The sequence below is a fragment of the Serratia sp. SSNIH1 genome (assembly GCF_002935055.1).
Taxonomy (GTDB): domain Bacteria; phylum Pseudomonadota; class Gammaproteobacteria; order Enterobacterales; family Enterobacteriaceae; genus Serratia; species Serratia nevei.
Window position 1 is genome coordinate 935,223 of sequence record NZ_CP026383.1, and the last position, 26,592, is coordinate 961,814.

Genomic DNA, 26,592 nt, shown 5'->3' on the forward strand with positions numbered 1-26,592 from the left:
TGCCCGCCATTTTCAGAAGCTAAATATTAGCTGAACAACCCACTATACGAAGCCAACGTGGACATCTGCTATCTAGATGCTGCTCAGTATCAGGAGCTGACGAGCTCACTCGGCGTATATGGTTTGCCAACTTCGCGAGTTCTAAATGTACCCATAACAATGCAGTTAACGGCTTACAGTGCGGGTAAGCGAGAGGGGCAAAGTGAGTGAAGGTGAAAAGAAAACGGGGGAAAAGTGTGTGGCGCAACACCGGCGGCAGAGCGCCGCCGGCGCTTACCTCGCTAAGACACCAACTCCAGCCCCGCCACGCGGCGCCAGTAGCCGTTGCAGTCGGCGTGGTCGGTCAAGGCCAGCGGCTGCTCGCCGCGTTCGTTGGCGCGGAAGGCATCGATTTGCGCCAGTGTCTCGGCACCCTGCGGCGACAGCCGCACGATGTCCACCAGTCCCTGCATGCTCGGGAGCTCGTTGCCGAGGTTGTAGCAGTAGCCGCTCATGGTCTGGATGCCGTTGAGCACGAACACCCGCTGCTGTTCCTGCGAGCGCATCATGCGGCCCTGCGGATACTTGATGCAGCAGGTTTCGCATTCGTCCTTGCCGCGGTTTTCCGAGCGGGCGGTGAAGCAGCGCGCCGAGTAGGCCAGCGGCAGGTGGCCGTAGCTCAGCACCTCCACCTCGAAATCGTGGCGGAAGCCCAGCTCGTCGCACTGTGCCAGCAGGTTGGCCAGCCAGTCGCGTGAAAGTTCGACCGGCATGCACCAGCGCATCATGCCCTGGCGGCGCAGCAGGCGCAGGGTATAGGCGTTGTAGCAGTTCAGCGCATGACCGGCGACGAACGGCAGGCCGCGTTCCGCCGCCATGTTCACCGCGCCCAGATCGTTGGCTTCAAACAGGAACTCGCCGTTCTCCACATAGCGTTTCAGCTCATTCAGCTCGGAGGGCGCCTGCAGCAGCGCCAGCGTGGAGATCACCACCTGCTTGCCGCTGCGGGCGATTTCGCGCGCCAGCGCCAGCCAATCGCCGACCTTCATCTCGCGCCGCTTGGTGCAGACGCTCTCGCCGAGATAAATAATGTCGGCGCTGCTCTCCGCCGCCTGTTGATAGAACGCCGCGATGTCGTTTTTTGGCCAGTAGTAGAGTACCGGCCCCAGTGCGTATTTCATGTTTCCTCCGGCTACTGCCATTTGCGGTGATAGGCGCCCAGCGTGGTTTGGGTGCCCTCGGACATCGCGCCCAGCGTCTCCATCCAGGCGGCGTCGGCGCGGTAGGCGGCGGGATCGGCCTGGCAACGGTCGATCGCCTGGCGCCAGACGCGCGCTACCTGGCTGACGTAAGCCGGGCTGCGCTGGCGGCCTTCGATCTTCACCGAGGCGATGTTGGCGGCCAGCAGCTCCGGCAGCAGCTCCAGCGTATTGAGGCTGGTGGGCTCTTCCAGCGCGTGGTAGCGCACGTCGTCCACCAGATAGCGGCCCTTGCACAGCGTCGGGTAGCCGGCGTTTTCATGATCCTGATAGCGGTCGATCAGTACGTCGTTCAGGCGCGACTCCATGCCCTGCGGGGTTTGCTGCCAGCGCACGAACCGCGCCGGCGAACAGGCGCCGACGGTGTTCGGCGACTCGCCGGTCAGGTAGGAAGAGAGATAGCAGCGCCCCTCGGCCATGATGCACAGGCTGCCGAAGGCGAACACTTCCAGCGGCACCGGGCTGGTGCGCGCCAGCTGTTTCACCTGATGCATCGACAGCACGCGCGGCAGCACCACCCGGCCCACCTCGAAGTTGCGCTGGTAGAAACGGATCGCCTCTTCGTTGGTGGCGGAGGCCTGCACCGAAACGTGGCGCTCCAGCTGCGGGTAGCGCTGGGCGGCGTATTCCAGCATCGCCAGATCCGCCAGAATCAGCGCGTCGGCGCCCAGCTGGGCCGCCATATCCACCGCGCGCTGCCAGCGGGCGTAGCCGTCGGGATGGGCGAAGGTGTTGATGGCGATATGCAGCTTGCGGCCGTGGCGATGCACGTAATCGACCGCTTCCTGCAGCTTTTTCTCGGTGAAGTTGAGGCCGGCGAAGTGGCGCGCGTTGGTATCGTCTTTCAGACCGATGTAAACGGCGTCGGCGCCGTTATCCACCGCGGCCTTCAGGGCCGGCAGGTTGCCGGCGGGACAAAGCAGCTCCATAGATTTATCCTGGCTTAGCCGTGCGCCCGGCCGGGCGCACGCTGTCTTTAAAGGTTGCCGACGGCGGTGTTCCGCCGGCAAACGCGAATCGGGGAGGCCATTTTAGGCAAAGGGGCGCACACAGGTTTTGATTTGGGGCAGCTTATGGCGTATTGATAAACATGGCGGTGAAATGCACTATTTGTTGATATAGACCGCTGAAGCCGCGCGGCAGTGTGGCAAAATAGCGGTAGTCCGTATTGAAAGGAGTGGATGACCGTGTTGGAACAACTACGAGCACGCCTTGTGCGCCAGGGGCCGTCGCTGCTGCGCATCCCGCTGAAATTCACGCCGTTCGCCCTGCAGCGCCAGCTGCTGCAACAGGTGCTGAGCTGGCAGTTCCGCCAGGCGTTGGCGGATGGCGATCTGGAATTTCTCGAATCGCGCTGGTTGAAGATCGAAGTTCGCGATCTGGCGCTACAATGGTTTATGACGGTAGAAAACGACAAACTGGTGGTCAGCCAGCACGCCGAAGCGGACGTCAGCTTCAGCGGCGACGCCAACGATCTGATCCTGATCGCGGCGCGCAAGCAAGATCCGGATACGCTGTTCTTTCAGCGTCGGCTGCAGATTGAAGGGGATACCGAATTGGGCCTGTATGTGAAAAATTTGATGGACGCCATCGAGCTGGAAAGCATGCCTGCGCCGCTGCGCATGGGGCTGTTGCAGTTGGCTGATTTTGTCGAAGCAGGGTTGCAGGAGGGCACGGCGCCGGCTTCCCGTGTGGCGGTATCATGCTGATCCGCGTAGAGATACCGGTAGATGCGGCGGGCATCGATGCCTTGCTGCGCCGCGCCTTTGGCCGCGACGACGAAGCCGATCTGGTGCAGCAGCTGCGCGAAGACGGCCTGCTGACGCTGGGCGTGGTCGCCACTGACGACGAAGGCGGGGTGGTGGGTTACGCCGCGTTCAGCCCGGTAGACGTGGCCGGCGAAGACCGACAATGGGTGGCGCTGGCGCCGCTGGCGGTAGACGAAAGCCTGCGCCGCCAGGGGCTGGCTGAAAAGCTGGTTTACGAAGGCTTGGATTCGCTGAACGAATTCAGCTACGCCGCGGTGGTGGTGCTGGGCGATCCTGTTTACTACGGCCGCTTCGGTTTTAAACCGGCCGCCGCCTATGGCCTGCATTGTCGCTGGCCGGACACGGAAAGCGCGTTCCAGGTCTACTCGCTGGCGGAAGACGCCCTGAATGGCGTCAGCGGCGAAGTGGCTTTTTCGGCGCCGTTTAATCGCTTTTAACGACCGGCAATAGATACTCCAACGACAGCGGCGGGTGACTCACCAGCCGCTCTTTTTGTATTTTGCTCAGCTGTTTGAGCTGGCAATTCAGGTCACCTGTGGGGTCTATGCGTCTGAGTGGGACGGATGGTGATACCAAACAGGGAACCTATAATTCCCCCTAAAATGCAAAGATGTCACCTTACCCCGTTCTTGTTTGCCGAACCCTTTTTTGAGTGCCACTTTTAATTGATTGATTTAAAGTCATATTTTTAAACTCTTTAAAAAAGGCTTTTTGAACGGAGATTTCGATTTTCCTCCATCAATCAGCTGATTAGCGCTAATATGCAACGGTGCACTGCCGTACAGGCAGCTTAGAAAATCTTGCCGTCATAGGTGGTATTAAAAGCGATGTGCACTGCCGTATAGGCAGCTTAGAAATACGACGGCACCGGCAATTTCGACCACACGACGTTCACTGCCGTATAGGCAGCTTAGAAATTCGGCGGCCGGCCGCGAGCGTCTAGCCATCAGTTCACTGCTGTACAAGCAGTTTGAAATAGAAGGGATAAAACTTTACCGACACCTGTTAACCAGGAAGCAAATACTCCAACGACAGCGGCGGGTGACTCACCAGCCGCTCTTTTTGTATTTTGCTCAGCTGCTTGACGCGGTATTCCAGCTTCAGCGCCGTTGAGCGATCCCCCACCTGGCAGTGAAACGCCAACGTCAATTCCCCTTTGCCGCGCAGCGCCTTGGCGCCTTTGCCGGCCTGATGCTGCGCCAGGCGGCGCGCCACGTCGGTGGTGATGCCGGTATACAGCATGCCGCTCGGTAAACGCAGCATGTAGAGGTGCCAGAGAGTGGGGAAAGTGTCGGTCATCGTACGCCGTTTCGGTGGCCAGGGTCGGCGTATGATGGCATGTTTGCCATCACAATCCCATCCCCGGCCGCCGGTGCCCTACCGCTTTACCCCTTTTTACCCGCCAGCTCGAAGCGCGGCGAGACGATGCCGTACAGCGTCCAGCCGAGGAAGGTGGCGATGGCGCCCCACATCATCGCTTCTTCACCGGAGCTGTAGAGCGCGTAGAAGCTGTACAGCGCGCCGATGCCGGCGATGATATTGGCGATGCGCGCCTTGTTGTCCGGCACCTTCGCCACTTTCTGAATGATGACCAGCGCCGCCATCGACAGGATGTAAGGGATGATGTTGGTCACCACCGCCAGGTTCACCAGCACGTTGAACTGCTTGTTCAGCGATGGGCTGATGGTCATCAGCGACAGGCCGCTCTGGATGACGACGATGGTCAGCATGCCTTTAACCGGCGCGTCGGCCTTGCTCAGCTTGGAGAAGATTTTCGGGAAGAAGCCGCTGTCGGCGGAGGATTTGAACACCTGAGCGATGGTGAACTGCCAGCCGAGCAGCGAGCCGACGCAGGACATGACCATCAACGCCATGATGATCTTGCCGACCGTCGGGTTGAACATGTGCGAGAACGCCAGCCCGAACGGGGCGGTGGAGTTGGCCAGATCCATGTTCGGCACGATGCCGGCGATCACGTTGGTCGAAACGATATAAATCACCGCCGCGCTGAGGGTGCCGCCCAGTACGGCGATCGGCACGTTGCGCTCCGGGTTTTCCACCACGTCGGTGTTGGCGCAGGCGGATTCCAGCCCCAGGAACGCCCACAGGGTCATCGAGATCGAGGCGCCGATGGCTTCAAAGGTCGGCACCTGATGCGGGTTCCAGGCGGCGACGTAGGCGCTGCCGCTGAACCAGTACCAGCCGATGACCGAGATGCCCACCACCGGAATGATCACGCCCCAGACGGTGATGCCGCTGATTTTGCCGGTGATGCGCGCACCGCCGAAGTTGGCGACGGTTGCCAGCCACAGCACGCCGATGGTGGCGATACAGATCCCGAGCGGGCTGAGCGTAGCGCCAAACAGCTCGGTGCCGTAGCCGACGGCGGAAATGGCGATGGCGATGTTGGCGATCAGCAGCGAAACGCCGTAGGTGTAGTTCGCCATAAAGTTGCCTGATTTGCCGAAGGCGTATTCGGCGTAGCCGCCCATGCCGCCGGATTTACGGCTGAACATGCCGCATTTGGCGAAGGCGTAGGCCAGCGCCATCGAGCCGACGGCGGTCACCAGCCAGGAAACGATCGAAATCGTGCCCACTTCGGCCAGCTTGGTCGGCAGCATAATTATGCCGGAACCCATCATATTCACGGCGGTCAGGATCGTTAATTGTACGACCCCCATTTTATTATTGGACTTACTCATGATCATTTTCTCTTTTAGGATGCGATCCGGGCGGCGGGAATCATCGCCGCCCCGTAAGGTGTTTAATTTTTCATGACGTAGCCGTAAGCGCGGTTCCAGCCGTCCTCATCCTGTTGGATATAAACGCCCTGCAATTCCGGCGCGAATCCCGGCAATAAGTTGATGCCTTCTTCCAATGCCAGGAAATAACGCTGCGCGGCGCCGCCCCAAATTTCACCGGGCACCACGCACAGCACGCCCGGCGGGTAAGGCAGGGCGCCTTCGGCGGCGATGCGGCCCTCGGCTTTAGCCAGCGAGACTAATTCCACATTGCCGCGCACGAACTCGGTATTGGCGTCCTGCGGATTCATCACCACGCGCGGGAAATAACTTTTACGGAACATCTCTTTTTGCAGCTCTTTAACGTCGTAGCTGACGTAAAGGTCGTGCATTTCCTGGCACAGCTGGCGGATGGTGTAGTTTTTGTAGCGCTGCTGGTGGTTTTTATAGACCGCAGGCAGCACCTCGCTGAGCAGAGAGTTCTGCTCGATGTGCTTCTCGAAGCGGGCGATCAGGGCCACCAGATGTTGCATCTTGGCGATGTCTTCCGCCGGCGTCAGCAGGAACAGGATCGAGTTGAGATCGCATTTTTCCGGCACGATGCCGTTTTCACGCAGGTAGTTGGCCAGAATGGTCGCCGGGATGCCGAATTCGCTGTAGCTGCCGGTGGCGGTATCGATGCCCGGCGTGGTGAGCAGCAGTTTGCACGGATCGACGAAGTACTGCGATTCGGCATAGCCCTCAAAGGCGTGCCATTTTTCGCCGGGTACGAAGTTGAAGAAGCGCAGATCGTTGGCCATCGCCGCAGTGTCATAGGCCTGCCACGGCTTGCCGTCGATCTGATCCGGCACGAACGGTTTGATCATCGTGCAGGTGTCCAGCAGCATTTTGCGCGCTTCGATCCCCACGCGCACGCACTCCTGCCACAGGCGCTGGCCGCTTTTGCCCTCGTGCATCTTGGCGTTGACGTCCAGCGCGGCGAACAGCGGATAGAACGGGCTGGTGGAGGCGTGCAGCATAAAGGCGTTGTTGAAACGCTTGTGGTTGCAGTAGCGGCTCTGGCCCTTGATGTGCCTGTCTTTTTTGTGGATCTGCGAGGTCTGCGAGAAACCGGCCTGCTGTTTGTGCACCGACTGGGTGACGATGATGCCGGGATCGTTCTCGTTCAGCTCCAGCAGCAGCGGCGAGCAGTCTTTCATCATCGGAATGAACTGCTCATAGCCCACCCAGGCGGAGTCGAACAGGATGTAATCGCACAGGTGGCCAATCTTGTCGACCACCTGGCGGGCGTTGTAGATGGTGCCGTCGTAGGTGCCGAGCTGGATGATCGCCAGGCGGAACGGGCGGGCTTCGTTGGCGCGTTCCGGCGCCACTTCGCGGATCTGTTGGCGCAGGTAGCGTTCGTCGAAGCAGTGCGCGTCGATGCCGCCGATAAAGCCGAATGGATTGCGGGCGGTTTCCAAATACACCGGCGTGGCACCGGCCTGGATCAACGCGCCGTGGTGGTTGGATTTATGGTTGTTGCGGTCGAACAGCACCAGGTCGCCGCGCGTCAGCAGGGCGTTGGTCGCTACCTTGTTCGAGGCCGAGGTGCCGTTGAGCACGAAGTAGGTCTTGTCGGCGTTGAACACCTTGGCGGCGTGCTGCTGCGCGGCGCAAGGCGCGCCTTCGTGGATCAACAGATCGCCCAGTTTGACGTCGGCGTTGCACATGTCGGAGCGGAAAAGCGTTTCGCCGTAGAAGTCGAAGAACTGGCGGCCCGCCGGGTGTTTGCGGAAGAACTCGCCGCCCTGGTGGCCGGGGCAGGCAAAGGTGGCGTTGCCCATTTCTACGTATTGCGTCAGCGTGTTGAAGAACGGCGGCAGCAGCTCGCTCTCATATTTGGCGGCGGCGGCCTCCAGCTGTTTGCCGTAGAACTGGGTATTCTTGCCGCACAGCTCAAACACGCCGTGCAGCGCCGGCAGTACGGCGTTATCCAGCTCTTCTTCGCAGCAGACGGCGACGAACAGCGGAATGTTCAGGCCGTGCTCTTCGATGCGCGCCAACATACCCTGCGTGACGTCGTCTACCGACAGCACGATGGCAGCGACGTCATTAAAATCGCTGTGATGCACATCGACGATGTCGCGTTCTGTTTCAAAGCAGCCGAGGGTTTGGGTGTTGGCGGCAATTTTTAATTTTTTCATTTTTCTCATTCTTCAGGCAAAGGCAGTCCGCCGGCAAATAATTCCATTTGCCGTTAACGCCTTCACGAAAATAAAGGTGTGTGAGAACCCAGCGATGCCGAAAGGCATTAACTGTGTTCGCTGTTTTATTTAGCTTGGATGCGCTTGGCCGAAATTAAGAATGAGTTGCGTGTCCTTCCCGGCTAGCGAGAAAGAGATATTATCACCGGTGTGCGGAGAATAATTAAAAACGCAATGACACTCTTATCAACGGCGTAAGAGCGAGGGGGAGGGTTATCTGTAGTTGAAGAATGCGAAGCTAAAGCAGCTGCGATGAGCCATCATCATAATATGGGTTGTGCGCCTGATATGCGCCATTTTTCGGTTATTGTTTTCCATTTTCTAATCCACCTTGCTGAGTGAAAAGATGGCGCTATTTTAACGCAAGGTGGGCTAAAAATCGTGATGAAAGTCACATAAATGCCGGTGTTTATAAATAACTATTCACCTGTTATGCAGTGGGTTGCATAAACAGCGTTCAGGCGGGCCAATGGGCATGTAAACGAATTGCTAATCGGTGCCGGGGTGGTGCGCTAATTTTGCATGCCGTCAGGATAGGAAAAATAAAATCGCGCGATTAACCGGTTGCATAACGATCAAATAAATCCGTCTTGTATTTTTTATGTTATAAATCCGCTTCGGGATTAAATTAATAAAAATGCATTTATTGTGTTTTTGTATTCACTTTTGGTTTTTGATGATTATCGTTATTTGTGACTCGCCTCAACAACGCAGGGTAAGATGAGGCGAGTGAACAGGGAGGCGAGTAACCTTGAATACCCCAGAACAACGGCAGCAGATTGCGGATTTCATCGGCAAACAACACGTCTTGACGATGTGCGCCGGCGACGGCCTCGACATGTGGTGCGCCAACTGTTTTTACGTGTTCGACGCCGCGGCGATGGCGCTGTGGCTGATGACCGAACCGCACACCCGCCACGGCGGGCTGATGCTGAACAACGGCCGGGTGGTCGGCACCATCGCGCCGAAGCCAAAAAGCATCGCGCTGATCCGCGGTGTGCAGTATCGCGCCGAGGCGGTGCTGCTGAGCGGCGAAGAAGCCGAGGCGGCGCGCGCGCGTTACTGCAAGCGTTTCCCGATCGCCAGGGCGATGAAGGCCTCGGTTTGGCGGCTGGATCTGCACGAGGTGAAGATGACCGACAACACCCTCGGCTTCGGCAAGAAGCTGCATTGGGCGCGGTCTATACTTTAAGTCGACGTATTGATTACAACGGGAGATTGCATGGCGCGAGCACTGTTAGTCGGCGCAACCGGGCTGGTGGGGCGAGAGTTGTTGCAGCTGTTGCAAAGCGATCCGCAGATAACGGCCATCGTGGCGCCGACGCGCACGCCGCTGCCGCCGCACGGCAAGCTGACCAACCCGGTCGGCGATGCGCTGTTCGAGCTGCTGAGTAGCCTGCAGCAGCCGGTTGATCTGGTGTTCTGCTGCCTGGGCACCACCCGCCGGGCGGCGGGCAGCGCCGATGCCTTCCGCTACGTCGATTATCAACTGGTGGTGGAGAGCGCGCTGACCGGCCGCCGTTTGGGGGCGCAGCACTGTCTGGTGGTGAGCGCATTGGGCGCCAACGCGGATTCCACCTTCCTGTATAACCGCACCAAAGGCGAGATGGAGCAGGCGCTGCGCGAACAGCACTGGCCGCGCCTGACGCTGGTGCGGCCTTCCATGCTGGTGGGGGATCGCCCCGCGCCGCGCCTGATGGAGCGCCTCACGCTGCCGCTGTTCAGGCTGCTGCCCGGCAAATGGCGCGCCGTCTCCGCCAAAGACGTGGCGCAAACGCTGCTGCAACAGGCGTTCACGCCGGGCGAAGGGGTCAGGGTGCTGGAGTCGGATCGGCTGCACTGCTACCGAGGCTGACGCTGAGGTGATCGAACGCCAGCTCCAGCCCGGTGGGCAGCTCGTTGTCCAGCAGCCACCGATCGAGATGATGGCTGATGTGCGTCAGCAGCGTGCGTTTGGGCTGCAGCAACCGCTGCGTCTCCTGCGCGCGGGTCAGATCGTTGTGGTTGCGCGGCGCCTGCGGCTGAGGCGGCAGGCTGCAATCGAGCACCAGCAGATCCAGCGCCACGTTTTGCAGATAGTCGGCGGTGGCCGGCGGCAGGCCGACGGTGTCGGTCAGGTAGGCCAGCGCAGCGCCCGCCGCCTGGATCAGATAGCCGTGGGTCAGTTTGGAGTGTTGCAGCGGCAGCGGGGTGATGCGCATGCCGCCCAGCTCGACGGTGGCAAAGGGCGCCAGCGGCGGCTGAAACGCCAGAATGCCGGGGTGTTTGAACAGGTCATCGCAGCCCTGTTCATCCGGCGGGCCATACACCGGAATGGAATTTCCGCACCCCCAACGCAAAGGAAATAACCCCTGAACGTGATCCATGTGGTAATGTGTCAGTAAAAAACGTTGAATTTGCCCCGCCGAAAACCGCCGCTCCAAAGCCGGCAATCCCGCATCCAATAAGGTCGTTTCCCCCTGATAGTTAAGCATGGCGCTGCACGCTCGCCGCCGAAATGCCGGCTCGCGCCGCGCCCGTTGGCAGATCAGGCAGTCGCAGCCGAACACCGGCACCTGCTGCGCGCCGCCGGTGCCGAGAAAGGTCAGTTGCATCGCTCCCCTCCGTTAAAGGTACTTCTGCGCAAAGCGGTTGATGTCGCGAAAATCCGCCAGCCGCGCCTGCAACGTGGCGTGATCCCAGTGCCACCACTGGCTGCGTTCGATACGCTCTATCAGCGCATCGTCGAAGCGCATGCCGATCTTTTTGGCCGCCACGCCGGCGACGATGCTGTAAGGCTCCACGTCCTTGGTGACCACCGCCGCGCTGCCGATCACCGCGCCGTTGCCGACGCTGACGCCCGGCATCAGGATGGCGTTATGGCCGATCCACACGTCGTGGCCGACGGTGACGTGGTGCTCGCGCCGCCAGTCGAAGAACGCCGCGTCGTCTTCCCCCAGCCCGTATTCGGAGGCGCGATAGGTGAAGTGGTGCTGCGCGATGCGCTGGTAGGTCGGGTGGTTGCCGGGATTGATGCGCGCATAGGAAGCAATGGAGACGAACTTGCCGATAGTGGCGTAAAAGATCTGGTTGTGCCCGGCGGTGTAGGAGTAGTCCCCCATCTCCACCTCTTCCAGGATCGCATCGTCGGCCAGATGCACATATTGGCCGAGCCGGGTGCGGTTAAGGGTCACGTTGTCGCCGATTTTCGGCTGGGCAAAGTCGTTCATGGCGTCGCGTCCTGAGCTTGTCGGGTGGCGGTAGGCAGCAGCGCCAGCAGCGCCGCCAGGGTGTCGTCGAGTGGGCCATCGTTGTGCAGCACCCGGCAGCCGGCGGGCAGACTCTGCTGATATTCCGCCGCCCGCGCCAGCCGCTGCTCGATCTGTTCGGCGCTTTCTCGCCCGCGATCCTGCAGGCGCCGGCGCAGGATCGCGGCGCTGACCTGCAGACACACCGGCAGCAGCTGCGCACCATAGCGCTGCTGCGCCTGCGGCAGGTGGGCGCGCGAACCGTTGACCGCCACGTCGATCCCCTGCAGCAGCCAAAGATCCACTTCGATCCCGAACGCGTAGTGCTGTTGGTGGGCCTGCCAGTCGAGCGCGAACAGCCCCTTGGCGCGGCGGCGCAGAAATTCCGGTTCGCTCAGCGCAATATGATTCTCGCAGCCGGCGTCCGCCGGCCGGGTGATGTAACGATGCGCCACCAGCGGCGCACTGTCGGCGTCGGCCCGCAGCGCGGCCAGCAGGCTGTCCTTGCCTGCGCCGGAAGGCCCCATCAGGTAGATGAGCCGCGCCATCAGAACACCTGCCTGCCCTGGCGCCACACGTTCTGCACGTAAACGTGCTCACCGTGCGGCCGCGCCAGCACCAGATCCGCCCGCAATCCTTCGGCGAGGGTGCCGCGATCCTGCAGATCCAGCGCCCGCGCCGGGTTGCGGGTGATCATGCGCACCGCCTGGGGCAGATCGTAGGCGTTGCGCTCGTCCGCCGCGAGGCGAAACGCCGCGTCCAGCAGGCTGGCCGGGTAATAATCGGAAGAGAGAATATCCAGCACCCCCAGCGCCGCCAAGTGGTGCGCCGCCACGTTGCCGGAGTGGGAACCGCCGCGCACGATGTTCGGCGCGCCCATCAGCACCTGCAGGCCCTGCTGGTGCGAGGCGCGGGCGGCCGCCTCGGTGGTGGGGAATTCGGCGATGGCGCTGCCCAGCGCGCAGGACTCGGCCACGTGCGCGGCGGTGGCGTCGTCATGGCTGGCCAGCGAGATGCGGCGGGCGCGGCAGTGGGCGGCGATCGCCTCGCGGTTCGGCGCGGCCCAGCGGGCGGACAGGGCGACCTGCTCCTCCTCGTACTCGCTCATCTGCTGGTCGTTGAGGTGGTATTTGCCCTGATAATATTCGCGGTATTTTTCGCGCGAGGCGAACTGGCGCTGGCCCGGCGAGTGGTCCATCAGCGACACCAGCGACACGCCCGGCTTGTCCATCAGCTGTTCGAACAGCGGCAGGGTGCTCTCGTGCGGCAGCTCGCAGCGCAGGTGCAGCCGGTGCTCGGCGCGGTTCACCCCGGCGCGCTGGCTGTGGATCACCGCATCGATCATCTTCTGCAGGTTTTCCAGCCGGTGGCCGCCGTCGCGCACGTCGCCGATCGCCACCGCGTCCAGTACCGTGGTGATGCCGTTGGCCACCATCAGCGCGTCATGGCTGCTCATCGCCGAATGGGCCGGCCAGTCAACGTTCGGACGCGGGGTGAAGAACTTGTCCAGGTTGTCGGTATGCAGCTCGATCAGCCCCGGCAGCAGCCAGCCGCCGTCGCCGTCCAGCGCCTGCGGCAGCCGGCTCGGGCCGTCGGTGAAGCTGCGGATCACGCCGTCCTGCATCTCCAGCGAGCCTTGCACCACCTGGTCATCCAGCACCAGCTTAACGTTATTGACGATCATCAGAGGGCCTCCAGCGCCTGCGGCGCCTGCATGTCATAAAGCCGGTCGGCGACCTGTTGGCGAACGCCTTCATCGTGAAAAATGCCGACGATCGCCGCGCCGCGCGCCTTGGCGCGTTCGATAAGCTGCACCACCGCCGCGCTGTTGCGGCTGTCGAGCGAGGCGGTTGGTTCGTCCAGCAACAGGATGGGGTAATCGACGATAAAGCCGCGCGCGATGTTTACCCGCTGCTGCTCGCCGCCGGAGAAGGTGGACGGCGCCAGCGGCCACAGGCGCTGCGGCACGTTGAGCGCAGCGAGCAGCGCTTCGGCGCGTTCGCGGCACTCGGCGCGCTCGACGCCCTGTTCCAGCAGCGGCTGCATCACCACCTCCAGCGCGCTGATGCGCGGGATCACCCGCAGGAACTGGCTGACCCAGCCCAGCGTATGGCGGCGCACCGCCAGAATTTGGCGCGCATCGGCGCTGACCATGTCCAGCCAGTCGCCCTGGTGGTTGATCCAGATATGGCCGCTGTCCGGCAGGTAGTTGGCGTACAGCGAGCGCAGCAGGGTGGATTTGCCGCTGCCGGAGTGGCCGTGCAGCACCACGCATTCGCCGCCGTGGACCGTCAGGTTGGCGTCGTGCAGCACCGGCAGGCGGGTGCCGTACTGCTGGTGCAGCACGAAGGTTTTACTGAGATGTTCAACTCGGATTTGCATAGTCATCTGTTATCGCCTTGGGTTACGACAGCACCGAAGAAACCAGCAGCTGGGTGTAAGGATGGTGTGGATCGTCCAGCACCCGGTCGGTCAGGCCGCTCTCCACCACTTCGCCCTGTTTCATCACCAGCAGGCGGTGGGCCAGCAGCCGCGCTACGCCGAGATCGTGGGTGACGATCACCGCCGCCAGCTGCATTTCCACCACCAGGTTGCGCAGCAGATCGAGCAGGCGCGCCTGCACCGATACGTCCAGCCCGCCGGTCGGCTCATCCATAAACACCAGCTTGGGGTGGGTGACCAGGTTGCGGGCGATTTGCAGCCGCTGCTGCATGCCGCCGGAGAAGGTGGTCGGCAGATCGTCGAGGCGCGACAGCGGGATTTCGACGTCTTCCAGCCACTGGCCGGCCTGGCGGCGAATGTCGCCATAGTGGCGCTGGCCGATGGCCATCAGCCGCTCGCCGATGTTGCCGCCGGCGGAGACCTGCGGCCGCAGCCCGTCGAGCGGGTGCTGGTGCACCACGCCCCAGTCGGTGCGCAGCAGGCGGCGGCGATCGCTCTCCGCCATGGCGTACAGATCCTGTTCCTGGCCCGCCTGTGGGCGGTAAAGGATCTGCCCGCGCTGCGGCGCCAGCCGCGCCGAGATCGATTTCAGCAGCGTGGTTTTGCCGGAGCCGGATTCGCCGACGATGCCCAGCACTTCGCCGGGGTAGATGTCGAACGACACGTCGCTGAAGCCCTTGCCGGGGGCGTACAGGTGGGTGAGCCGGTTCACCGACAGCAGCGGAGTGGTGCTCAAAGGGGTGGAAGTCATCAGTGCTGCGCCTCTTGCGAAGATTGCGCCAGCTGCTGCCGGCAGTAGTCGGTGTCCGAACAGACGAACATGCGGTTGCCTTGATCGTCGAGCACCACCTCGTCCAGGTAGCTGTGGCGCGAGCCGCACAGCGCGCAGGGTTCGTCCCACTGCTGCACGCTGAACGGATGGTCGTCGAAGTCCAGGCTCTCCACCTTGGTGAACGGCGGCAGGGCATAGATGCGTTTCTCGCGCCCGGCGCCGAACAACTGCAGCGCCGGCATCATGTGCATTTTCGGGTTGTCGAATTTCGGGATCGGCGACGGATCCATCACGTAGCGATCGTTGACCTTCACCGGGTAGGCGTAGGTGGTGGCGATGTGGCCGTAGCGCGCGATGTCTTCATACAGCTTCACCTGCATCACGCCGTACTCCTCCAGCGCGTGCATCTTGCGGGTCTCGGTTTCGCGCGGTTCGATAAAGCGCAGCGGCTCCGGGATCGGCACCTGATAGATCAGGATCTGGTCTTCGCGCAGCGCGGTTTCCGGAATGCGATGACGGGTCTGGATCAGCGTGGCCTCCGGCGTGCGTTCGGTGGTTTCCACCCCGGCGACGCGCTGGAAGAAGCGGCGGATCGACACCGCGTTGGTGGTGTCGTCGGCGCCCTGGTCGATCACCTTCAGCACGTCGGCGCGGCCGATGACGCTGGCGGTGAGCTGAATGCCGCCGGTGCCCCAGCCGTAGGGCATCGGCATCTCGCGGCCGCCGAACGGCACCTGATAGCCGGGGATCGCCACCGCCTTGAGGATGGCGCGGCGGATCATGCGCTTGGTCTGCTCGTCCAGATAACCGAGGTTATAGCCGATCAATACTTCACTCATCGCGGGCCTCCTGACGCTCGCTGTATTCCTGGCGCAGCCGCTTGAGCAGCGCCAGTTCGGCCTGGAAGTCGACGTAGTGCGGCAGCTTGAGATGGGAGACGAAGCCGGCGGCCTCGACGTTGTCGGCGTGGGCCAGCACGAACTCTTCGTCCTGCGCCGGGCCGGCGACGCCTTCGCCGTAGTCCGGGCTTTGCAATGCGCGGTCCACCAGCGCCATCGCCATCGCCTTGCGTTCGGCGCGGCCGAACACCAGCCCGTAACCGCGGGTGAAGTGCGGCGGGTGGTCCTTTGGATCGACGAAGCCGTTGACCATTTCGCACTCGGTCAGCAGGATTTCGCCGATATCGATGGCGAAACCGAGCTCTTCAGGCACGATCTCCACCGAAACGTGGCCGGTGCGGATCTCGCCGGCGAACGGGTGGTTGCGGCCGTAGCCGCGCTGGGTGGCGTAGCCGAGCGCCAGCAGAAAACCTTCGTCGCCGCGCACCAGCTGCTGCAGACGCGCCGAGCGCGAGCAGGGGTAAACCGGCGGGTTGCGGGTAATGTCGTCCGGCGTGCTGCCGTCGTCCTGTTCCTCGCGCGCCAGCTGTTGGCGGCACAGCAGATCGAACACGTGGCTGCAGTTGTCCGGCAGCGGTTCGTCGGCCTGCGGCGCGCGCGGCGCCTCGCCTTCCGCCAGCAGCGCGAAGTCCAGCAGCCGGTGGGTGTAGTCGTAGGTCGGCCCCAGCACCTGCCCGCCGGGCAAGTCCTTGTAAACCGCCGAGATGCGCCGCTCCAGCCGCATGTTTTCGCTGGCCAGCGGCTCGCTGACCGCCAGGCGCGGCAGGGTGGTGCGATAGGCGCGCAGCAGGAAGATCGCCTCCACCAGATCGCCGCTGGCCTGTTTGATGGCCAGCGCCGCCAGCTCGCGATCGTAGATGCCGCCTTCGGTCATCACCCGATCCACCGCCAGGCCCAGCTGCTGTTCGATTTGTTCCGCGCCGATCGCCGGCAGCGCGTCGTCGCCGCGCCGCAGCTGTTCCTGCAGCTGATGGGCGGCCTCAATGGCTTTTTCGCCCCCTTTTACCGCTACGTACATCAGCACACCTCCACGCGGGTGGTCCGCGGGATCGCCAGCAGGCGATCGCCGCAGGTCAGCAAAATATCCAGCCCCAGCGGGAAGCGCTGCGGACGGTTGACCAGATAATCCAGCAGCGCCGGCGGCAGGCGCGGCGCAATCAGGCGTTGGCTCTCGATGCCGGGGCCGGTCAGGCGCAGCGCGGTGCCGTTCACCAGCTCGCCGAGCTGCACGATGACCGTGGCGCCGAACTCCGGCGAGATTTCAGTGCCGTGCGGCAACGCCTGCAGATCGGCGGCCTGCAGCTGCTCATCGAACAGGGCAAAACAGACCTCCTGCGCCGTGGCGGCCAGCGGCGCACCGCTGTGAAAACGAATGTTTGTTAGCACTTGCTCACTTTTAAGCGCCGCACACAGCTGCAGCGGCGTTTCCTGATCGGCCAGCGTCAGCAGCGCGGCGGTGCTGGCGGCGTTCAGCGGCGCCCAGGCCGGGCCGCCCGGCAGCGTCACCCGGTGGCCCGGTTCGCTCAACGCTTTAAGAATCAAACGGAAAGCGTGCTGCGATTGGTCTATCGGTTGCTCAAAACCGGTCAATAAACTCATGGCTTAATCCCCTCGCACCAGCGTAAAGAAATCCACCCGGCTGGCGGCGATCGCCCGGGCGCGCAGCTGGCGCTGTTCGTGCTGCAGCGCGGCCAGCGGCGCAATCAGCTGTTGTTGCAGGCGTTCGCCGTGTTCCGGCTGTTGCAGCAGCGCATCGGCCAGCGCACACAGCTCGGCGTGCGCCTTGTCGCGCCCGGCGATATAGCTGTAGCCGTAGCCGCCGTTGTCCAGCTGCACCACCGCGCGAGTGACCGTCATGTCCCCCAGCACGAAGCGGCGGCCGGTGGCGCCCATGCGCCCCTGCAGCTGAGTCAGGCCGATCTCCGGCGCGCGGATGCTGCGGTAACCCGGGCTGAGGTTCAGCGCCTGCCAGTGGCTGCGCAGCTGTTCGGGCCGGCTGTGCGCCAGCACCGACATCCAGCGTTGTCTCGACTCTAAGGCTTGCATTCAGTGCTCCATCGTCAGTTCAATCATGTCGGCGCGGGCCAGGCTGACGGAGTATTCCGCCACGTCTTCGCCGCCGCTGCGGACGTTAAGGGTGCGCACGCACAGCAGCGGCGCGTGGGTGGCGATCTCCAGCAGCCGGCTCTCTTTGGCCTGCGCGCGGCGCGCGCTGATGCGCGTCTGGCGGCGGGTCAGCGGCTGCTGCAGGTGCTGTTCGATAAACTGGTGCAGCGAACCGCTGTGGAACTGCTGCAGCGCCGGCCACCAGTCCAGATCGGGCAGATAATGGTCGATCACGCTCATCGGCACGCCGTTGACCCGGCGCAGGGTGCGCAGGTGGATCACCATTTCGCCTTCTTCCCGCGAGAGTGCGCTGGCGACATGCCCATTGCACGGGCGCAAGACAGCGAGTAAGCGCTCACTGGTGGGGTGGCTGCCCTGCTCGAACAGGTTCTGGCTGAAGCGGGTGTTGGCGTGCAGCGGGTAGTCGTAAGGCCGCATCAGCACCAGAATGCCGACGCCGTGGCGGCGCTGCAGCCAGCCGCGCTCTACCAGCTGATCCACCGCGCGGCGCAGCGTGTGGCGATTGACCTGGTAACGCTCGGCCAGCTGCTGTTCCGAAGGCAGGTAGTCGCCGCAGCGGTATTGCGTGCGCAGCTCCTGTTCCAGCTGTGCGGCGATCTGCTGATAGCGGGTGGGGTAAGTGGTCGGATGTCTAGATAACTCCATCATAATAAAAACCTCGTCATGCCGATGGCGGTGCGATGAAGGCGGAAGCGGTGCGTTTCATCGTGCGTCTACCCTGTGGTTTTCAAGTTGGCATCATGGTGCCGGGCGCAGATGACAATCGCGTTACGCGGCGGTGGCGAACAGATGAACTATTTAGGACAGCCCGGGCGTGCACGGGCGGCGGCGGCGCGCTATGCTGGCGCCACTGTTGACTGACTCTGGCCGCTACCATGCCGCAACCGCTGAACGCCCCTGAACACGCCCCACGCGCCTGGCCGCTGTGGAAACCGATCCTGTTTCTGCTGGTGGTGGCCGTCGGCCTCTACTACGTCAAATGGCAGCCTTACTACGGCAAGGCCTTCGTGGCGGCGGACAGCCACTCGATCGGCAAATCGATCCTTGCCGACGGCGCCGCCAGCCCCTGGCTGGCGGCCTGGCAGTACGCGCTGGTCTACTTCACCGCGGTGTGGAAGGCGGCGCTGCTCGGGGTACTGCTAGGTTCTCTGGTGCAGGTGCTGATCCCGCGCGACTGGCTGGCGCGCACGCTCGGCCACCGGCGTTTTTCCGGCACCGTACTGGGGGCGCTGATCGCGCTGCCGGGCATGATGTGCACCTGCTGCGCCGCACCGGTTGCCGCCGGCATGCGCCGCCAGTCGGTATCCAGCGGCGCCGCGCTGGCCTTTTGGCTCGCCAACCCGGTATTGAACCCGGCGACGCTGGTGTTCATGGGGTTTGTGCTCGGTTGGCCGTTCGCCGCCATCCGCCTGGTGGCGGGCGTGGTGATGGTGCTGGGCATCGCCTGGCTGGTGCAGCGCGTGACCGCCAACGACCCGCAGCCCGCCGCGCCGCAGCCGCCGCTGATGACGACGCAGAGCGACGAGCGGCCGTTCCTCGCCCGCTGGGGCAAAGCGCTGTGGGCGCTGTTTTGGTCGACCATCCCGATCTATGTGCTGGCGGTGCTGGCGCTGGGGGCGGCGCGGGTCTGGCTGTTCCCACACGCCGACGGCGCCGTTGACAATAGCCTGCTGTGGATCATCGGCCTGGCGATCGTCGGCTGCCTGTTCGTTATCCCCACCGCGGCGGAAATCCCGATCGTGCAGACCATGATGCTGGCGGGCATGGGCGCCGGCCCGGCGCTGGCGCTGCTGATGACCTTGCCGGCGGTCAGCCTGCCTTCGCTGCTGATGCTCAACAAAGCCTTCTCCGCCCGGGCGCTGTGCCTGACGGCGGCGCTGGTGGCGCTGTGCGGTGTGCTGACCGGCGTGGTGGGGATGGGGTTGGTGTAAAATGTTCGAAAAACGACCGTTTATCTCGATATCGTTGTCACAAATGTGCTAACGTTTCTGTTCAAGATTTAGTGTCGCCATCGTGTGATTGCAGGAGGAGCAAAGATGGAAAGTCGCATCCAGTTTCGCATCGAAGATGAAACCAAGCGTTTGGCGCAAAAGGCCGCGGAAGCTAAAGGAACGACATTGAGTGAAGCCTGCCGCCGTTTGGCGGAGCAAATGGCTGATGAGCAACGGGCCGCGGAGGAGCACGAAAATTGGTTGAAAGATAAGGTGGATGCAGCTTTTTCCCGTCTGCATGAGGGTAATGCTGTCTACCTTAGCCAACAAGAAGTTGAAGAAAGCATGGATGCCTTTAAGGCAAAAATTAGAGCGAAATACGACCGAAAATAGGGATCGTTATGCGTATCGAATGGGATAATGCAGCGCTACGGGACAGGGAACGTATTTTTGAGTTTCTTTATATTTTCAATCCACAGGCGGCAGTGCAGGCTGATAACGAGATAGATAAAGCGGTAAAGCGTTTGCTGGATCATCCTGAGTTAGGTAAGCCTTGGTATGGGAAGGCACGTAAGTTGCTAATTAACAAGGCCTCCCTGTTGCTGGTGTATATCATCGTCGATGATGTTATTAAGGTTTTCTCGATTGCCCACCAGCGTGAGAAATTTCCAAACTAGCGTTGTCAACGCAACCTATGCACCACCTGGTTGCTGCTGCCGCGCCAGATCAGCGCCGGGTCTTTCAAATCCTGCACGAACTTGCCGTCGATCAGCACATTGATCCTGTCCACCACCTGCATTTGCTGCGCGTCCAGCTCCGCCAGCCGGTAGCCGGTCCACAGCCAGATATCCTTGCCGGGGCACTCGGCGCGCACCCGTTTCACCAGCGTTAAGATGCTCGGCACGTTGGCCGGGTGCAGCGGATCGCCGCCGGAGAGCGACAGCCCCTGGCGCGGCACGCGCGTATCGTTCAGATCGGCGATGATGCGGTCTTCCAGCGCCGGGGTAAACGGCTGGCCGGCGTTGAGCCGCCAGGTACTTTTGTTGTAGCAACCGGGGCACTGGTGCACGCAGCCGGCGACAAACAGCGTGCAGCGGGTGCCGGGGCCGTTGACGACGTCGATTGGGTAATACTGGTGATAATTCATGTGAGGCCTGCCCATCAGGCTATTTTACTGGCCATTTTGCCTCCAGGCAGTGCTGCCAATCCTCACGTACTGCGTGTACGCTCCGGTTGGTGCGCGCTGGCCGAAGGCAAACCGGCTGCGACAATCACGCCTGATGAACAGGCTTCTGCATAGGCTGCGCGGCGCTTTCAGCCGAGCTGCCCGTTGCCGAGGTGTTTCACCCGGCGTTTCACCTCTTCCTGCTTGCCGGCGTTGAACGGCCGGGCATCGGGGCTGCCGAGGTAGCCGCACACCCGGCGGGTGACCGAGACCTTGGCCGAGTCGTGGTTGCCGCATTTCGGGCAGGTGAAGCCTTTGCTGGTGCAGGAGAATTCACCGGTGAAGCCGCATTCGTAGCACTCGTCGATCGGCGTGTTGGTGCCGTAGTAAGGCACCCGGCTGTAGCTGTAGTCCCACACGTCTTCCAGCGCCTTCAGGTTATGCTGCAGGTTCGGGTATTCGCCGTAGCAGATGAAGCCGCCGCTGGCCAACGGCGGGTAGGGCGCTTCGAAGTCCAGCTTGTCGTACGGATTGACCTTCTTCTCCACGTCAAGGTGGAAGCTGTTGGTGTAATAGCCCTTATCGGTGACGCCCGGCACCACGCCGAAATCGGCGGTGTCCAGCCGGCAGAAGCGATCGCACAGGTTTTCGCTCGGCGTGCTGTAGAGGCTGAAGCCGTAGCCGGTCTCGTCTTTCCAGGCGTCGACGGCGGCGCGCAGGCGCGCGACGATCGCCACCGCTTTGGCGCGCAGCGCCTCGTCGTCATACACGTGATTTTCGCCGCCGAACAGCGCGTTGATGGTCTCGTGCAGGCCGATGTAGCCCAGCGAAATCGAGGCGCGGCCGTGCTTGAAGATGTCGGCGATGTTGTCGTCGGCCTTGAGCCGCACGCCGCAGGCGCCTTCCATGTACAAGATTGGCGCCACCCGCGCCTTGATGCCTTCCAGCCGGGCGATGCGCGTCATCAGGGCCTTTTTCGCCAGCTGCAGGCGCTGATCCAGCAGCGCCCAGAAGAGCGACTCATCGCCCATCGCCTCCAGCGCGATGCGCGGCAGGTTGAGGCTAATGACGCCGATGTTGTTGCGGCCGTCGTGCACCAGCTCGCCGTCCTGCTCGTAGGTGCCGAGGAAGCTGCGGCAGCCCATCGGCGTTTTGAACGAGCCGGTGACCTTCACCACCTGATCGTAGTTGAGGATGTCCGGGTACATGCGCTTGCTGGCGCACTCCAGCGCCAGCTGTTTGATGTCGTAGTTCGGATCGCCGTACTGGTGGTTGAGGCCGTCGCGGATGGCGAACACCAGTTTAGGGAACACGGCGGTCTTGCGGTTTTTGCCCAGCCCGGCGATGCGGTTTTTCAGGATCGAGCGCTGGATCAGGCGCGACTCCCAGCTGGTGCCGAGGCCGAAGCCGAAGGTGACGAACGGCGTCTGGCCGTTGGCGGTGTGCAGGGTGTTGACCTCGTACTCCAGCGACTGGAAGGCGTCGTAACACTCTTTCTCGGTGCGCGCCATGGCATAGCCTTTGGCGTCCGGGATCTGCCACTCTTCCGCCACCTGCAGGTGTTTGCGGAAGCTCTCGTCGACGAACGGCGCCAGGATTTCATCGATGCGGTTGATGGTGGTGCCGCCATAAATATGGCTGGCGACCTGGGCGATGATCTGCGCGGTCACGGCGGTGGCGGTGGAGATCGACTTCGGCGGCTCGATTTCGGCGTTGCCCATCTTGAAGCCGTTGGTCAGCATGCCTTTCAGATCGATCAGCATGCAGTTGAACATCGGGAAGAACGGCGAGTAGTCGAGATCGTGGTAGTGAATTTCGCCGCGTTCATGGGCCAGCACCACGTCGCGTGGCAGGATATGTTGCTTGGCGTAGTGTTTGGCGACGATGCCCGCCAGCAGGTCGCGCTGGGTGGGGATCACCTTGCTGTCCTTGTTGGCGTTCTCGTTCAGCAGCGCGCGGTTGCTCTGCTCGACCAGGCCGCGAATTTCCTGGTTCAGGCGGCCGCGCAGCTCGCGCGCCACGTCGCGATCGTGGCGGTATTCGATATAGGCGCGCGCCAGCTGTTTGTACTCGCCGGCCATCAGCTGGTTTTCCACCGCCTGCTGGATCTCGTGGATATCGACGCGCGGCTGCTGCTCCATGCGCTGAGCGACCACGCGGGCGACGGTGGCGCAGTAGTCGGCGTCGACCACGCCCACCGCCAGCGCGGCGCGCTCGATGGCCTGCGCGATGCGCGCTTCGTCAAAAGGTACCTGGCAACCGTCCCGCTTAATCACTACTGGTTTCACGTTGTACTCCTTGTTCCCCGAGGGAGCGTTCATACCCGCCTGGCGTGGCGAGCAACCGTCAAATTTCGCTTATCCACAGGGCAAAGCCGCAGCGCGCAAGGGCTGTGGCGGCGTGTGGATGATTTTGTGGATAACTACTATATATAGGTGTTCGCAATTCTTAATGCACTATATATAGATATTGGCGAGATTCTTTTGATGTAGAACAAGGAAAACGGAAGAGCGTGCGCAAGCTGAACAGTCGTCAATCGCCCGCCGGCCGATCGCGAAAATGTTCCAGCAGAAAATCCACCCAGACGCGTACCCGCGGCGGCAGATCCGCCGAGGCGTAATAGAGCCACAGCTGCACCGGGCGCGGCCAGCACTCCGCCAGCACAGGCCGCAGCGTGCCCTGCTCGAAGTGCTTTTCAAGGTACCAGCGCGCCAGGTTGACGATGCCCAGCCCGGCCAGCGCCGCATCCAGCAACATTTCCGGGCGGCTCACCACCAATCGGCCGTTCAAATCCAGCGCCAGCGTTTCGCCCTGATGGCGCAGCTGCCATTTGACGTGGCGGCCGTTGCTGGGGTTGCGGTGCCGCAGGCAGTCGTGCCGCAGCAGGTCGTGCGGCGTTTGCGGTTCACCGTACCGCGCCAGATAGTCGGGCGACGCCGCCAGTGCCATGTGCATCGGGTAGAGCGGGCGCGCCACCAGCCGGCTGTCGGGATCGACCCGGCTGCCGATGCCGACGTCGAAGCCTTCGCCCACCAGATTCACCACCCGGGCATCCAGCGACAGATCGAGATCGATCTGCGGGTAGCGTGCCAGAAATTGCGGGATCAACGGCATCAGCATCTGGCGGCCGAAGCCGGGGATCATCGTGACGCGCACCACCCCGGCCGGCGCCTGCCGTTCGCCGCCGGCGCTTTCCAGCGTCGCCGCCAACGCCTGCCACAGCGGCGCCACCTGCGCCAGCAGCGCTTTGCCCTCGTCGGTCAGCAGCACGTTGTGGGTGTTGCGCTGAAACAGCCGCAGCGCCAGCTTCTCTTCCAGCGCGCGGATATTTTTGCTGACCGCCGCCGGCGTGACGCCCAGCTGGCGTGCGGCGGCGGAGAAATTTTGCGCCTGCGCGGCGGCGAGGAAGGCCGGCAGCAGGCGGTGCACGTCAAAGGGCAGCGACATAGTGGTTGATACTTTCGGTTGAAATTGAAGTGACCTTGAACAGCCTACACCCGAAGCGGCAGAAATGGAAAAATGCCTCATCTTCTTTACGTTCAAGGAATCATTTATGTCACGCATTTTAGTGTTAACCGCCCACCGCACCCCCGACGAGTCGCGCATCAACCAGGCGCTGATCGAGGCCGTGCGCCCGCTGCCTAACGTGACCGTGCACGAGCTGATCCGCGCTTACCCGGATTACCGCATCGACGTGGCGCGCGAACAGGCACTGCTGGAAAGCCACGATGCGGTGGTGATGATGTTCCCGTTTTTCTGGTACAGCTCGCCGGCGATCCTGCGCGAATGGCAGGACGCGGTATTAACCTATGGTTTCGCCTACGGCAGCGAGGGCACCAAACTGCACGGCAAGCCGCTGCAGCTGGTGGTGAGCACCGGCGGCAACGCGCAGGCCTACACACCGGCAGGCTACAACCGCTATCCGGTGCAGGATCTGCTGCTGCCGTTCCACGCGCTGGCTAACCTGACCGGCATGGATTATCTGCCGCCGTATCTGGTGCAGGGCGTGACCGACATGAGCGATGAGCAGTTGGCGCAAGCGGCCGCCGGGGTGGTGGCGCTGATGGGGACATTGTAGGGCGCAGCGCTCGCCGCGCCCTGCGGGGTCAGTCTTCGAGCAGCCACCACACCGCTTCGAACGGCCGCAGCGTCAGCGCCTGCGGCTGATCCGCCGAGTCGCTGTAGTTGCTCATCAGCGGGCGCCACTGGGCGGAGGCTTCCACGCCTTCCGCCGCCCAGGCCAGCGGCTCGCGGCTCAGGTTGGCCACCACCAGCAGGCGCTGGCCGTTCCAGCTGCGCTGATAGCACCACAGCGCCGGGTGATCCGGCGCCAGATCCTGATAGTCGCCGTGGGTCAGCAGCGGATACTGCTTGCGCAGGGTGATCAGCTGGCGGTAGGCGTAAAACACCGAGTCGAGATCGGCCAGCGCCGCGTCGGCGTTGATCTGCGGGTAGTTCTCGGCGCAGCCGATCCACGGCGTGCCGGTGGTGAAACCGGCGTGCGGCGCGGCGCTCCACTGCATCGGCGTGCGGCCGTTGTCGCGCGATTTGTCGGCCAGGATCGCCAGCAGTTCGGCGTCGCTGCGGCCCTGGGCGCTAAGTTCTGCGTACATGTTCAGGCTTTCCACGTCGCGATACTGCTCGATGGCGCGGAAGCCGGGGTTGGTCATGCCGATCTCTTCACCCTGGTAGATATAAGGCGTGCCCTGCATGCCGTGCAGCACCATCGCCAGCATTTTGGCGGCCGGCACCCGCAGTGCGCCTTCATCGCCGAAGCGCGACACGATGCGCGGCTGATCGTGGTTGCACCAGAACAGCGCGTTCCAGGCGCGGTTATGCATTCCTTGCTGCCAGTGGCAGAAGATCTGCTTTAACGCCACATAATCCGGCGCCGCCCGCGTCCATTTTTCGCCGCCGGCGTAGTCCACCTTCAGGTGGTGGAAGTTGAAGGTCATCGACAGCTCTTCGCCGCTCTGCGCCGCGTACTGCCGGCAATGCTCGAGCGTGGTGGAGGACATCTCGCCCACCGTCATCAGGCCGCGCGGCTGAAACACGTCGCGGCTCATCTCCTGCAGGAACTCGTGGATGCGCGGGCCGTCGGTGTAGAAGCGGCGGCCGTCGCCCTGGCTGTCGGACGGGAAGTCCTGCTGCTTGGACACCAGGTTGATCACGTCGAGGCGCAGCCCGTCGACGCCTTTATCCGCCCAGAACTGACACACTTTCTTCAGCTCTTCGCGCACCGGCGGGTGTTCCCAGTTGAGATCCGCCTGCTCGGTGGCGAACAGGTGCAGATAGTACTGGCCGCTGTCGGCGTGCCACTGCCAGGCGTTGCCGCCGAACTTGGAGCGCCAGTTGTTCGGTGGCGTATCCCCCTCGCCGTCGCGCCAGACGTAGAACTGGCGATACGTGCTGTGGCGATCCTGCGCGGCCTTGAACCACGGGTGCTCGGTCGAGGTGTGGTTGAACACCATGTCCATCACGATGCGGATGCCGCGCCGGTGGGCGGCGGCGACCAGCTGCTCGAAGTCCGCCATGGTGCCGTAAGCCGGATCGATGGCGCAGTAGTCCGCCACGTCATAGCCGTTGTCCACCTGCGGCGATACGTAGACCGGCGTCAGCCAGATGGCGTCGACGCCCAGCTCCTGCAGATAGTCCAGCCGCCGCGTCACGCCGGCCAAATCGCCGTAGCCGTTGCCGGTGCTGTCCTGAAAACTCTTCGGATAAATTTGGTAGATGACGCCGTTCTGCCACCAGGGGGTTGGGTTGTTCATAGCTGTATACCTTTGAATCGTGACAACGGGCCCGTACCCTTCATCTTTCAAACTGCAGCGTTGTTGGCTGCTGGCGCTGCACCCCAGTCACTTACTTGAGTAAGCTCCTGGGGATTACGAGCCTCGTCCGGAGGCTCGCCCTTTGGGCCAGCGCAGGCGCTGTTCAAATCGGTTCCCGACCGATTTGTTGCACCCTTGCCGCCTAGCTGCAGCTCGAAAGCTATAGGGTATTTCCAGCCCCTACATTCATGTTGCGTATTTTGC

General features: G+C 62.5%; 29 protein-coding genes. 8 read left to right on the forward strand and 21 right to left on the reverse strand.

Annotation, left to right across the window (positions count from 1 at the left end; genetic code table 11):
* Window positions 1-281 precede the first annotated feature (281 nt).
* Together C3F38_RS04450 and C3F38_RS04455 are read right to left on the reverse strand one after the other, a co-directional pair.
* Window positions 282-1,160, reverse strand: a complete 879-nt coding sequence (locus C3F38_RS04450; protein WP_055317714.1) for a U32 family peptidase — start codon at window positions 1,158-1,160, stop codon at window positions 282-284.
* 11 nt (window positions 1,161-1,171) lie between these two features.
* Entirely contained in the window at window positions 1,172-2,167 is a 996-nt protein-coding gene (locus C3F38_RS04455; RefSeq protein ID WP_015376422.1) for a peptidase U32 family protein, read from the reverse strand.
* Between the two features lie 252 nt (window positions 2,168-2,419).
* On the opposite strand from C3F38_RS04455, the gene C3F38_RS04460 reads away from it, so the two are divergent.
* Both C3F38_RS04460 and C3F38_RS04465 read left to right on the forward strand, forming a co-directional pair.
* Complete coding sequence (locus C3F38_RS04460) at window positions 2,420-2,947, forward strand: SCP2 domain-containing protein (protein ID WP_170310532.1); 528 nt, start codon at window positions 2,420-2,422, stop codon at window positions 2,945-2,947.
* Window positions 2,941-3,444, forward strand: a complete 504-nt coding sequence (locus tag C3F38_RS04465) for a GNAT family N-acetyltransferase (protein ID WP_055317713.1) — start codon at window positions 2,941-2,943, stop codon at window positions 3,442-3,444. Before C3F38_RS04460 ends, C3F38_RS04465 begins: the two co-directional genes overlap by 7 nt.
* 568 nt (window positions 3,445-4,012) lie before the next feature.
* Here the strand turns inward: C3F38_RS04465 and C3F38_RS04470 are convergent.
* The 4 genes from C3F38_RS04470 to speFL form a co-directional block, all read right to left on the reverse strand.
* Window positions 4,013-4,306: a GIY-YIG nuclease family protein gene (locus tag C3F38_RS04470; RefSeq protein ID WP_139108048.1), complete on the reverse strand. Its 294-nt coding sequence runs from the start codon at window positions 4,304-4,306 to the stop codon at window positions 4,013-4,015.
* Window positions 4,307-4,392: 86 nt separating this feature from the next.
* Entirely contained in the window at window positions 4,393-5,709 is a 1,317-nt protein-coding gene (gene potE, locus C3F38_RS04475; protein ID WP_028127578.1) for a putrescine-ornithine antiporter, read from the reverse strand.
* Between the two features lie 62 nt (window positions 5,710-5,771).
* On the reverse strand, window positions 5,772-7,934 hold the full coding sequence (gene speF / locus C3F38_RS04480) for an ornithine decarboxylase SpeF (RefSeq protein ID WP_047729236.1): 2,163 nt from the start codon (window positions 7,932-7,934) through the stop codon (window positions 5,772-5,774).
* Window positions 7,935-8,207: 273 nt separating this feature from the next.
* Window positions 8,208-8,312, reverse strand: a complete 105-nt coding sequence (gene speFL, locus C3F38_RS04485; protein WP_004933443.1) for a leader peptide SpeFL — start codon at window positions 8,310-8,312, stop codon at window positions 8,208-8,210.
* Window positions 8,313-8,745: 433 nt separating this feature from the next.
* Between speFL and C3F38_RS04490 the strand changes: the two genes are divergently transcribed.
* Together C3F38_RS04490 and C3F38_RS04495 are read left to right on the forward strand one after the other, a co-directional pair.
* A complete protein-coding gene (locus C3F38_RS04490; protein WP_055317712.1) occupies window positions 8,746-9,186 on the forward strand; it encodes a YhbP family protein in 441 nt (146 codons plus the stop codon).
* A 30-nt stretch (window positions 9,187-9,216) separates the two neighbouring features.
* Window positions 9,217-9,849: an NAD(P)H-binding protein gene (locus tag C3F38_RS04495; RefSeq protein WP_033652768.1), complete on the forward strand. Its 633-nt coding sequence runs from the start codon at window positions 9,217-9,219 to the stop codon at window positions 9,847-9,849.
* Here the strand turns inward: C3F38_RS04495 and phnP are convergent.
* From phnP to phnF, 11 genes are read right to left on the reverse strand one after another with little or no spacing between them, the layout of a single operon-like run.
* On the reverse strand, window positions 9,806-10,588 hold the full coding sequence (gene phnP / locus C3F38_RS04500) for a phosphonate metabolism protein PhnP (RefSeq protein ID WP_057523676.1): 783 nt from the start codon (window positions 10,586-10,588) through the stop codon (window positions 9,806-9,808). The two genes, C3F38_RS04495 and phnP, sit on opposite strands and share 44 nt — an antisense overlap.
* 12 nt (window positions 10,589-10,600) lie before the next feature.
* On the reverse strand, window positions 10,601-11,203 hold the full coding sequence (locus C3F38_RS04505) for a DapH/DapD/GlmU-related protein (protein WP_015376431.1): 603 nt from the start codon (window positions 11,201-11,203) through the stop codon (window positions 10,601-10,603).
* Window positions 11,200-11,769 (reverse strand): ribose 1,5-bisphosphokinase, encoded by a 570-nt coding sequence (gene phnN, locus C3F38_RS04510; protein ID WP_048232511.1) that lies wholly within the window; start codon window positions 11,767-11,769, stop codon window positions 11,200-11,202. Before phnN ends, C3F38_RS04505 begins: the two co-directional genes overlap by 4 nt.
* Window positions 11,769-12,905 (reverse strand): alpha-D-ribose 1-methylphosphonate 5-triphosphate diphosphatase, encoded by a 1,137-nt coding sequence (gene phnM, locus C3F38_RS04515; protein ID WP_055312193.1) that lies wholly within the window; start codon window positions 12,903-12,905, stop codon window positions 11,769-11,771. Before phnM ends, phnN begins: the two co-directional genes overlap by 1 nt.
* Window positions 12,905-13,609 carry a phosphonate C-P lyase system protein PhnL gene (gene phnL, locus C3F38_RS04520; protein WP_047729228.1) on the reverse strand — a complete coding sequence of 235 codons (705 nt, stop codon included), beginning with the start codon at window positions 13,607-13,609 and terminating at the stop codon, window positions 12,905-12,907. Before phnL ends, phnM begins: the two co-directional genes overlap by 1 nt.
* 16 nt (window positions 13,610-13,625) lie before the next feature.
* Window positions 13,626-14,414 carry a phosphonate C-P lyase system protein PhnK gene (gene phnK / locus C3F38_RS04525; protein WP_038879071.1) on the reverse strand — a complete coding sequence of 263 codons (789 nt, stop codon included), beginning with the start codon at window positions 14,412-14,414 and terminating at the stop codon, window positions 13,626-13,628.
* Entirely contained in the window at window positions 14,414-15,274 is an 861-nt protein-coding gene (locus C3F38_RS04530; protein ID WP_055317325.1) for an alpha-D-ribose 1-methylphosphonate 5-phosphate C-P-lyase PhnJ, read from the reverse strand. Before C3F38_RS04530 ends, phnK begins: the two co-directional genes overlap by 1 nt.
* Entirely contained in the window at window positions 15,267-16,352 is a 1,086-nt protein-coding gene (locus tag C3F38_RS04535) for a carbon-phosphorus lyase complex subunit PhnI (protein ID WP_033636846.1), read from the reverse strand. The genes C3F38_RS04530 and C3F38_RS04535 overlap by 8 nt, the downstream gene beginning before the upstream one ends.
* A complete protein-coding gene (gene phnH / locus C3F38_RS04540) occupies window positions 16,352-16,933 on the reverse strand; it encodes a phosphonate C-P lyase system protein PhnH (RefSeq protein WP_055317326.1) in 582 nt (193 codons plus the stop codon). The genes C3F38_RS04535 and phnH overlap by 1 nt, the downstream gene beginning before the upstream one ends.
* A 3-nt stretch (window positions 16,934-16,936) precedes the next feature.
* A complete protein-coding gene (phnG, locus tag C3F38_RS04545) occupies window positions 16,937-17,380 on the reverse strand; it encodes a phosphonate C-P lyase system protein PhnG (RefSeq protein ID WP_055317625.1) in 444 nt (147 codons plus the stop codon).
* Entirely contained in the window at window positions 17,381-18,109 is a 729-nt protein-coding gene (gene phnF, locus C3F38_RS04550) for a phosphonate metabolism transcriptional regulator PhnF (RefSeq protein ID WP_015376439.1), read from the reverse strand. It abuts the gene before it with no gap.
* Between the two features lie 227 nt (window positions 18,110-18,336).
* Between phnF and C3F38_RS04555 the strand changes: the two genes are divergently transcribed.
* The 3 genes from C3F38_RS04555 (at window position 18,337) to C3F38_RS04565 (ending at window position 20,069) form a co-directional block, all read left to right on the forward strand.
* The gene (locus C3F38_RS04555) at window positions 18,337-19,392 is read left to right on the forward strand and encodes a permease (RefSeq protein WP_055312195.1); all 1,056 of its coding nucleotides are present in this window, start codon (window positions 18,337-18,339) and stop codon (window positions 19,390-19,392) included.
* Window positions 19,393-19,497: 105 nt separating this feature from the next.
* Window positions 19,498-19,785 (forward strand): type II toxin-antitoxin system RelB/DinJ family antitoxin, encoded by a 288-nt coding sequence (locus C3F38_RS04560; protein ID WP_013811307.1) that lies wholly within the window; start codon window positions 19,498-19,500, stop codon window positions 19,783-19,785.
* Between the two features lie 8 nt (window positions 19,786-19,793).
* Complete coding sequence (locus C3F38_RS04565) at window positions 19,794-20,069, forward strand: type II toxin-antitoxin system mRNA interferase toxin, RelE/StbE family (protein WP_038879053.1); 276 nt, start codon at window positions 19,794-19,796, stop codon at window positions 20,067-20,069.
* 5 nt (window positions 20,070-20,074) lie between these two features.
* Here the strand turns inward: C3F38_RS04565 and nrdG are convergent, their stop codons facing one another.
* The 3 genes from nrdG to C3F38_RS04585 form a co-directional block, all read right to left on the reverse strand.
* Window positions 20,075-20,539 (reverse strand): anaerobic ribonucleoside-triphosphate reductase-activating protein, encoded by a 465-nt coding sequence (gene nrdG, locus C3F38_RS04570; RefSeq protein WP_038879049.1) that lies wholly within the window; start codon window positions 20,537-20,539, stop codon window positions 20,075-20,077.
* A 167-nt stretch (window positions 20,540-20,706) separates the two neighbouring features.
* Window positions 20,707-22,845 (reverse strand): anaerobic ribonucleoside-triphosphate reductase, encoded by a 2,139-nt coding sequence (gene nrdD, locus C3F38_RS04580; protein ID WP_055312197.1) that lies wholly within the window; start codon window positions 22,843-22,845, stop codon window positions 20,707-20,709.
* A 244-nt stretch (window positions 22,846-23,089) separates the two neighbouring features.
* Entirely contained in the window at window positions 23,090-24,004 is a 915-nt protein-coding gene (locus C3F38_RS04585) for a LysR family transcriptional regulator (RefSeq protein ID WP_047729215.1), read from the reverse strand.
* 106 nt (window positions 24,005-24,110) lie between these two features.
* Between C3F38_RS04585 and C3F38_RS04590 the strand changes: the two genes are divergently transcribed.
* Window positions 24,111-24,635, forward strand: coding sequence for an NAD(P)H-dependent oxidoreductase (locus C3F38_RS04590; RefSeq protein ID WP_055317379.1), 525 nt, complete (start codon window positions 24,111-24,113; stop codon window positions 24,633-24,635).
* A gap of 28 nt (window positions 24,636-24,663) precedes the next feature.
* On the opposite strand, the gene treC is transcribed toward C3F38_RS04590, so the two are convergent.
* Window positions 24,664-26,328 (reverse strand): alpha,alpha-phosphotrehalase, encoded by a 1,665-nt coding sequence (treC, locus tag C3F38_RS04595; RefSeq protein WP_055317380.1) that lies wholly within the window; start codon window positions 26,326-26,328, stop codon window positions 24,664-24,666.
* Between the last annotated feature and the right edge of the window lie 264 nt (window positions 26,329-26,592).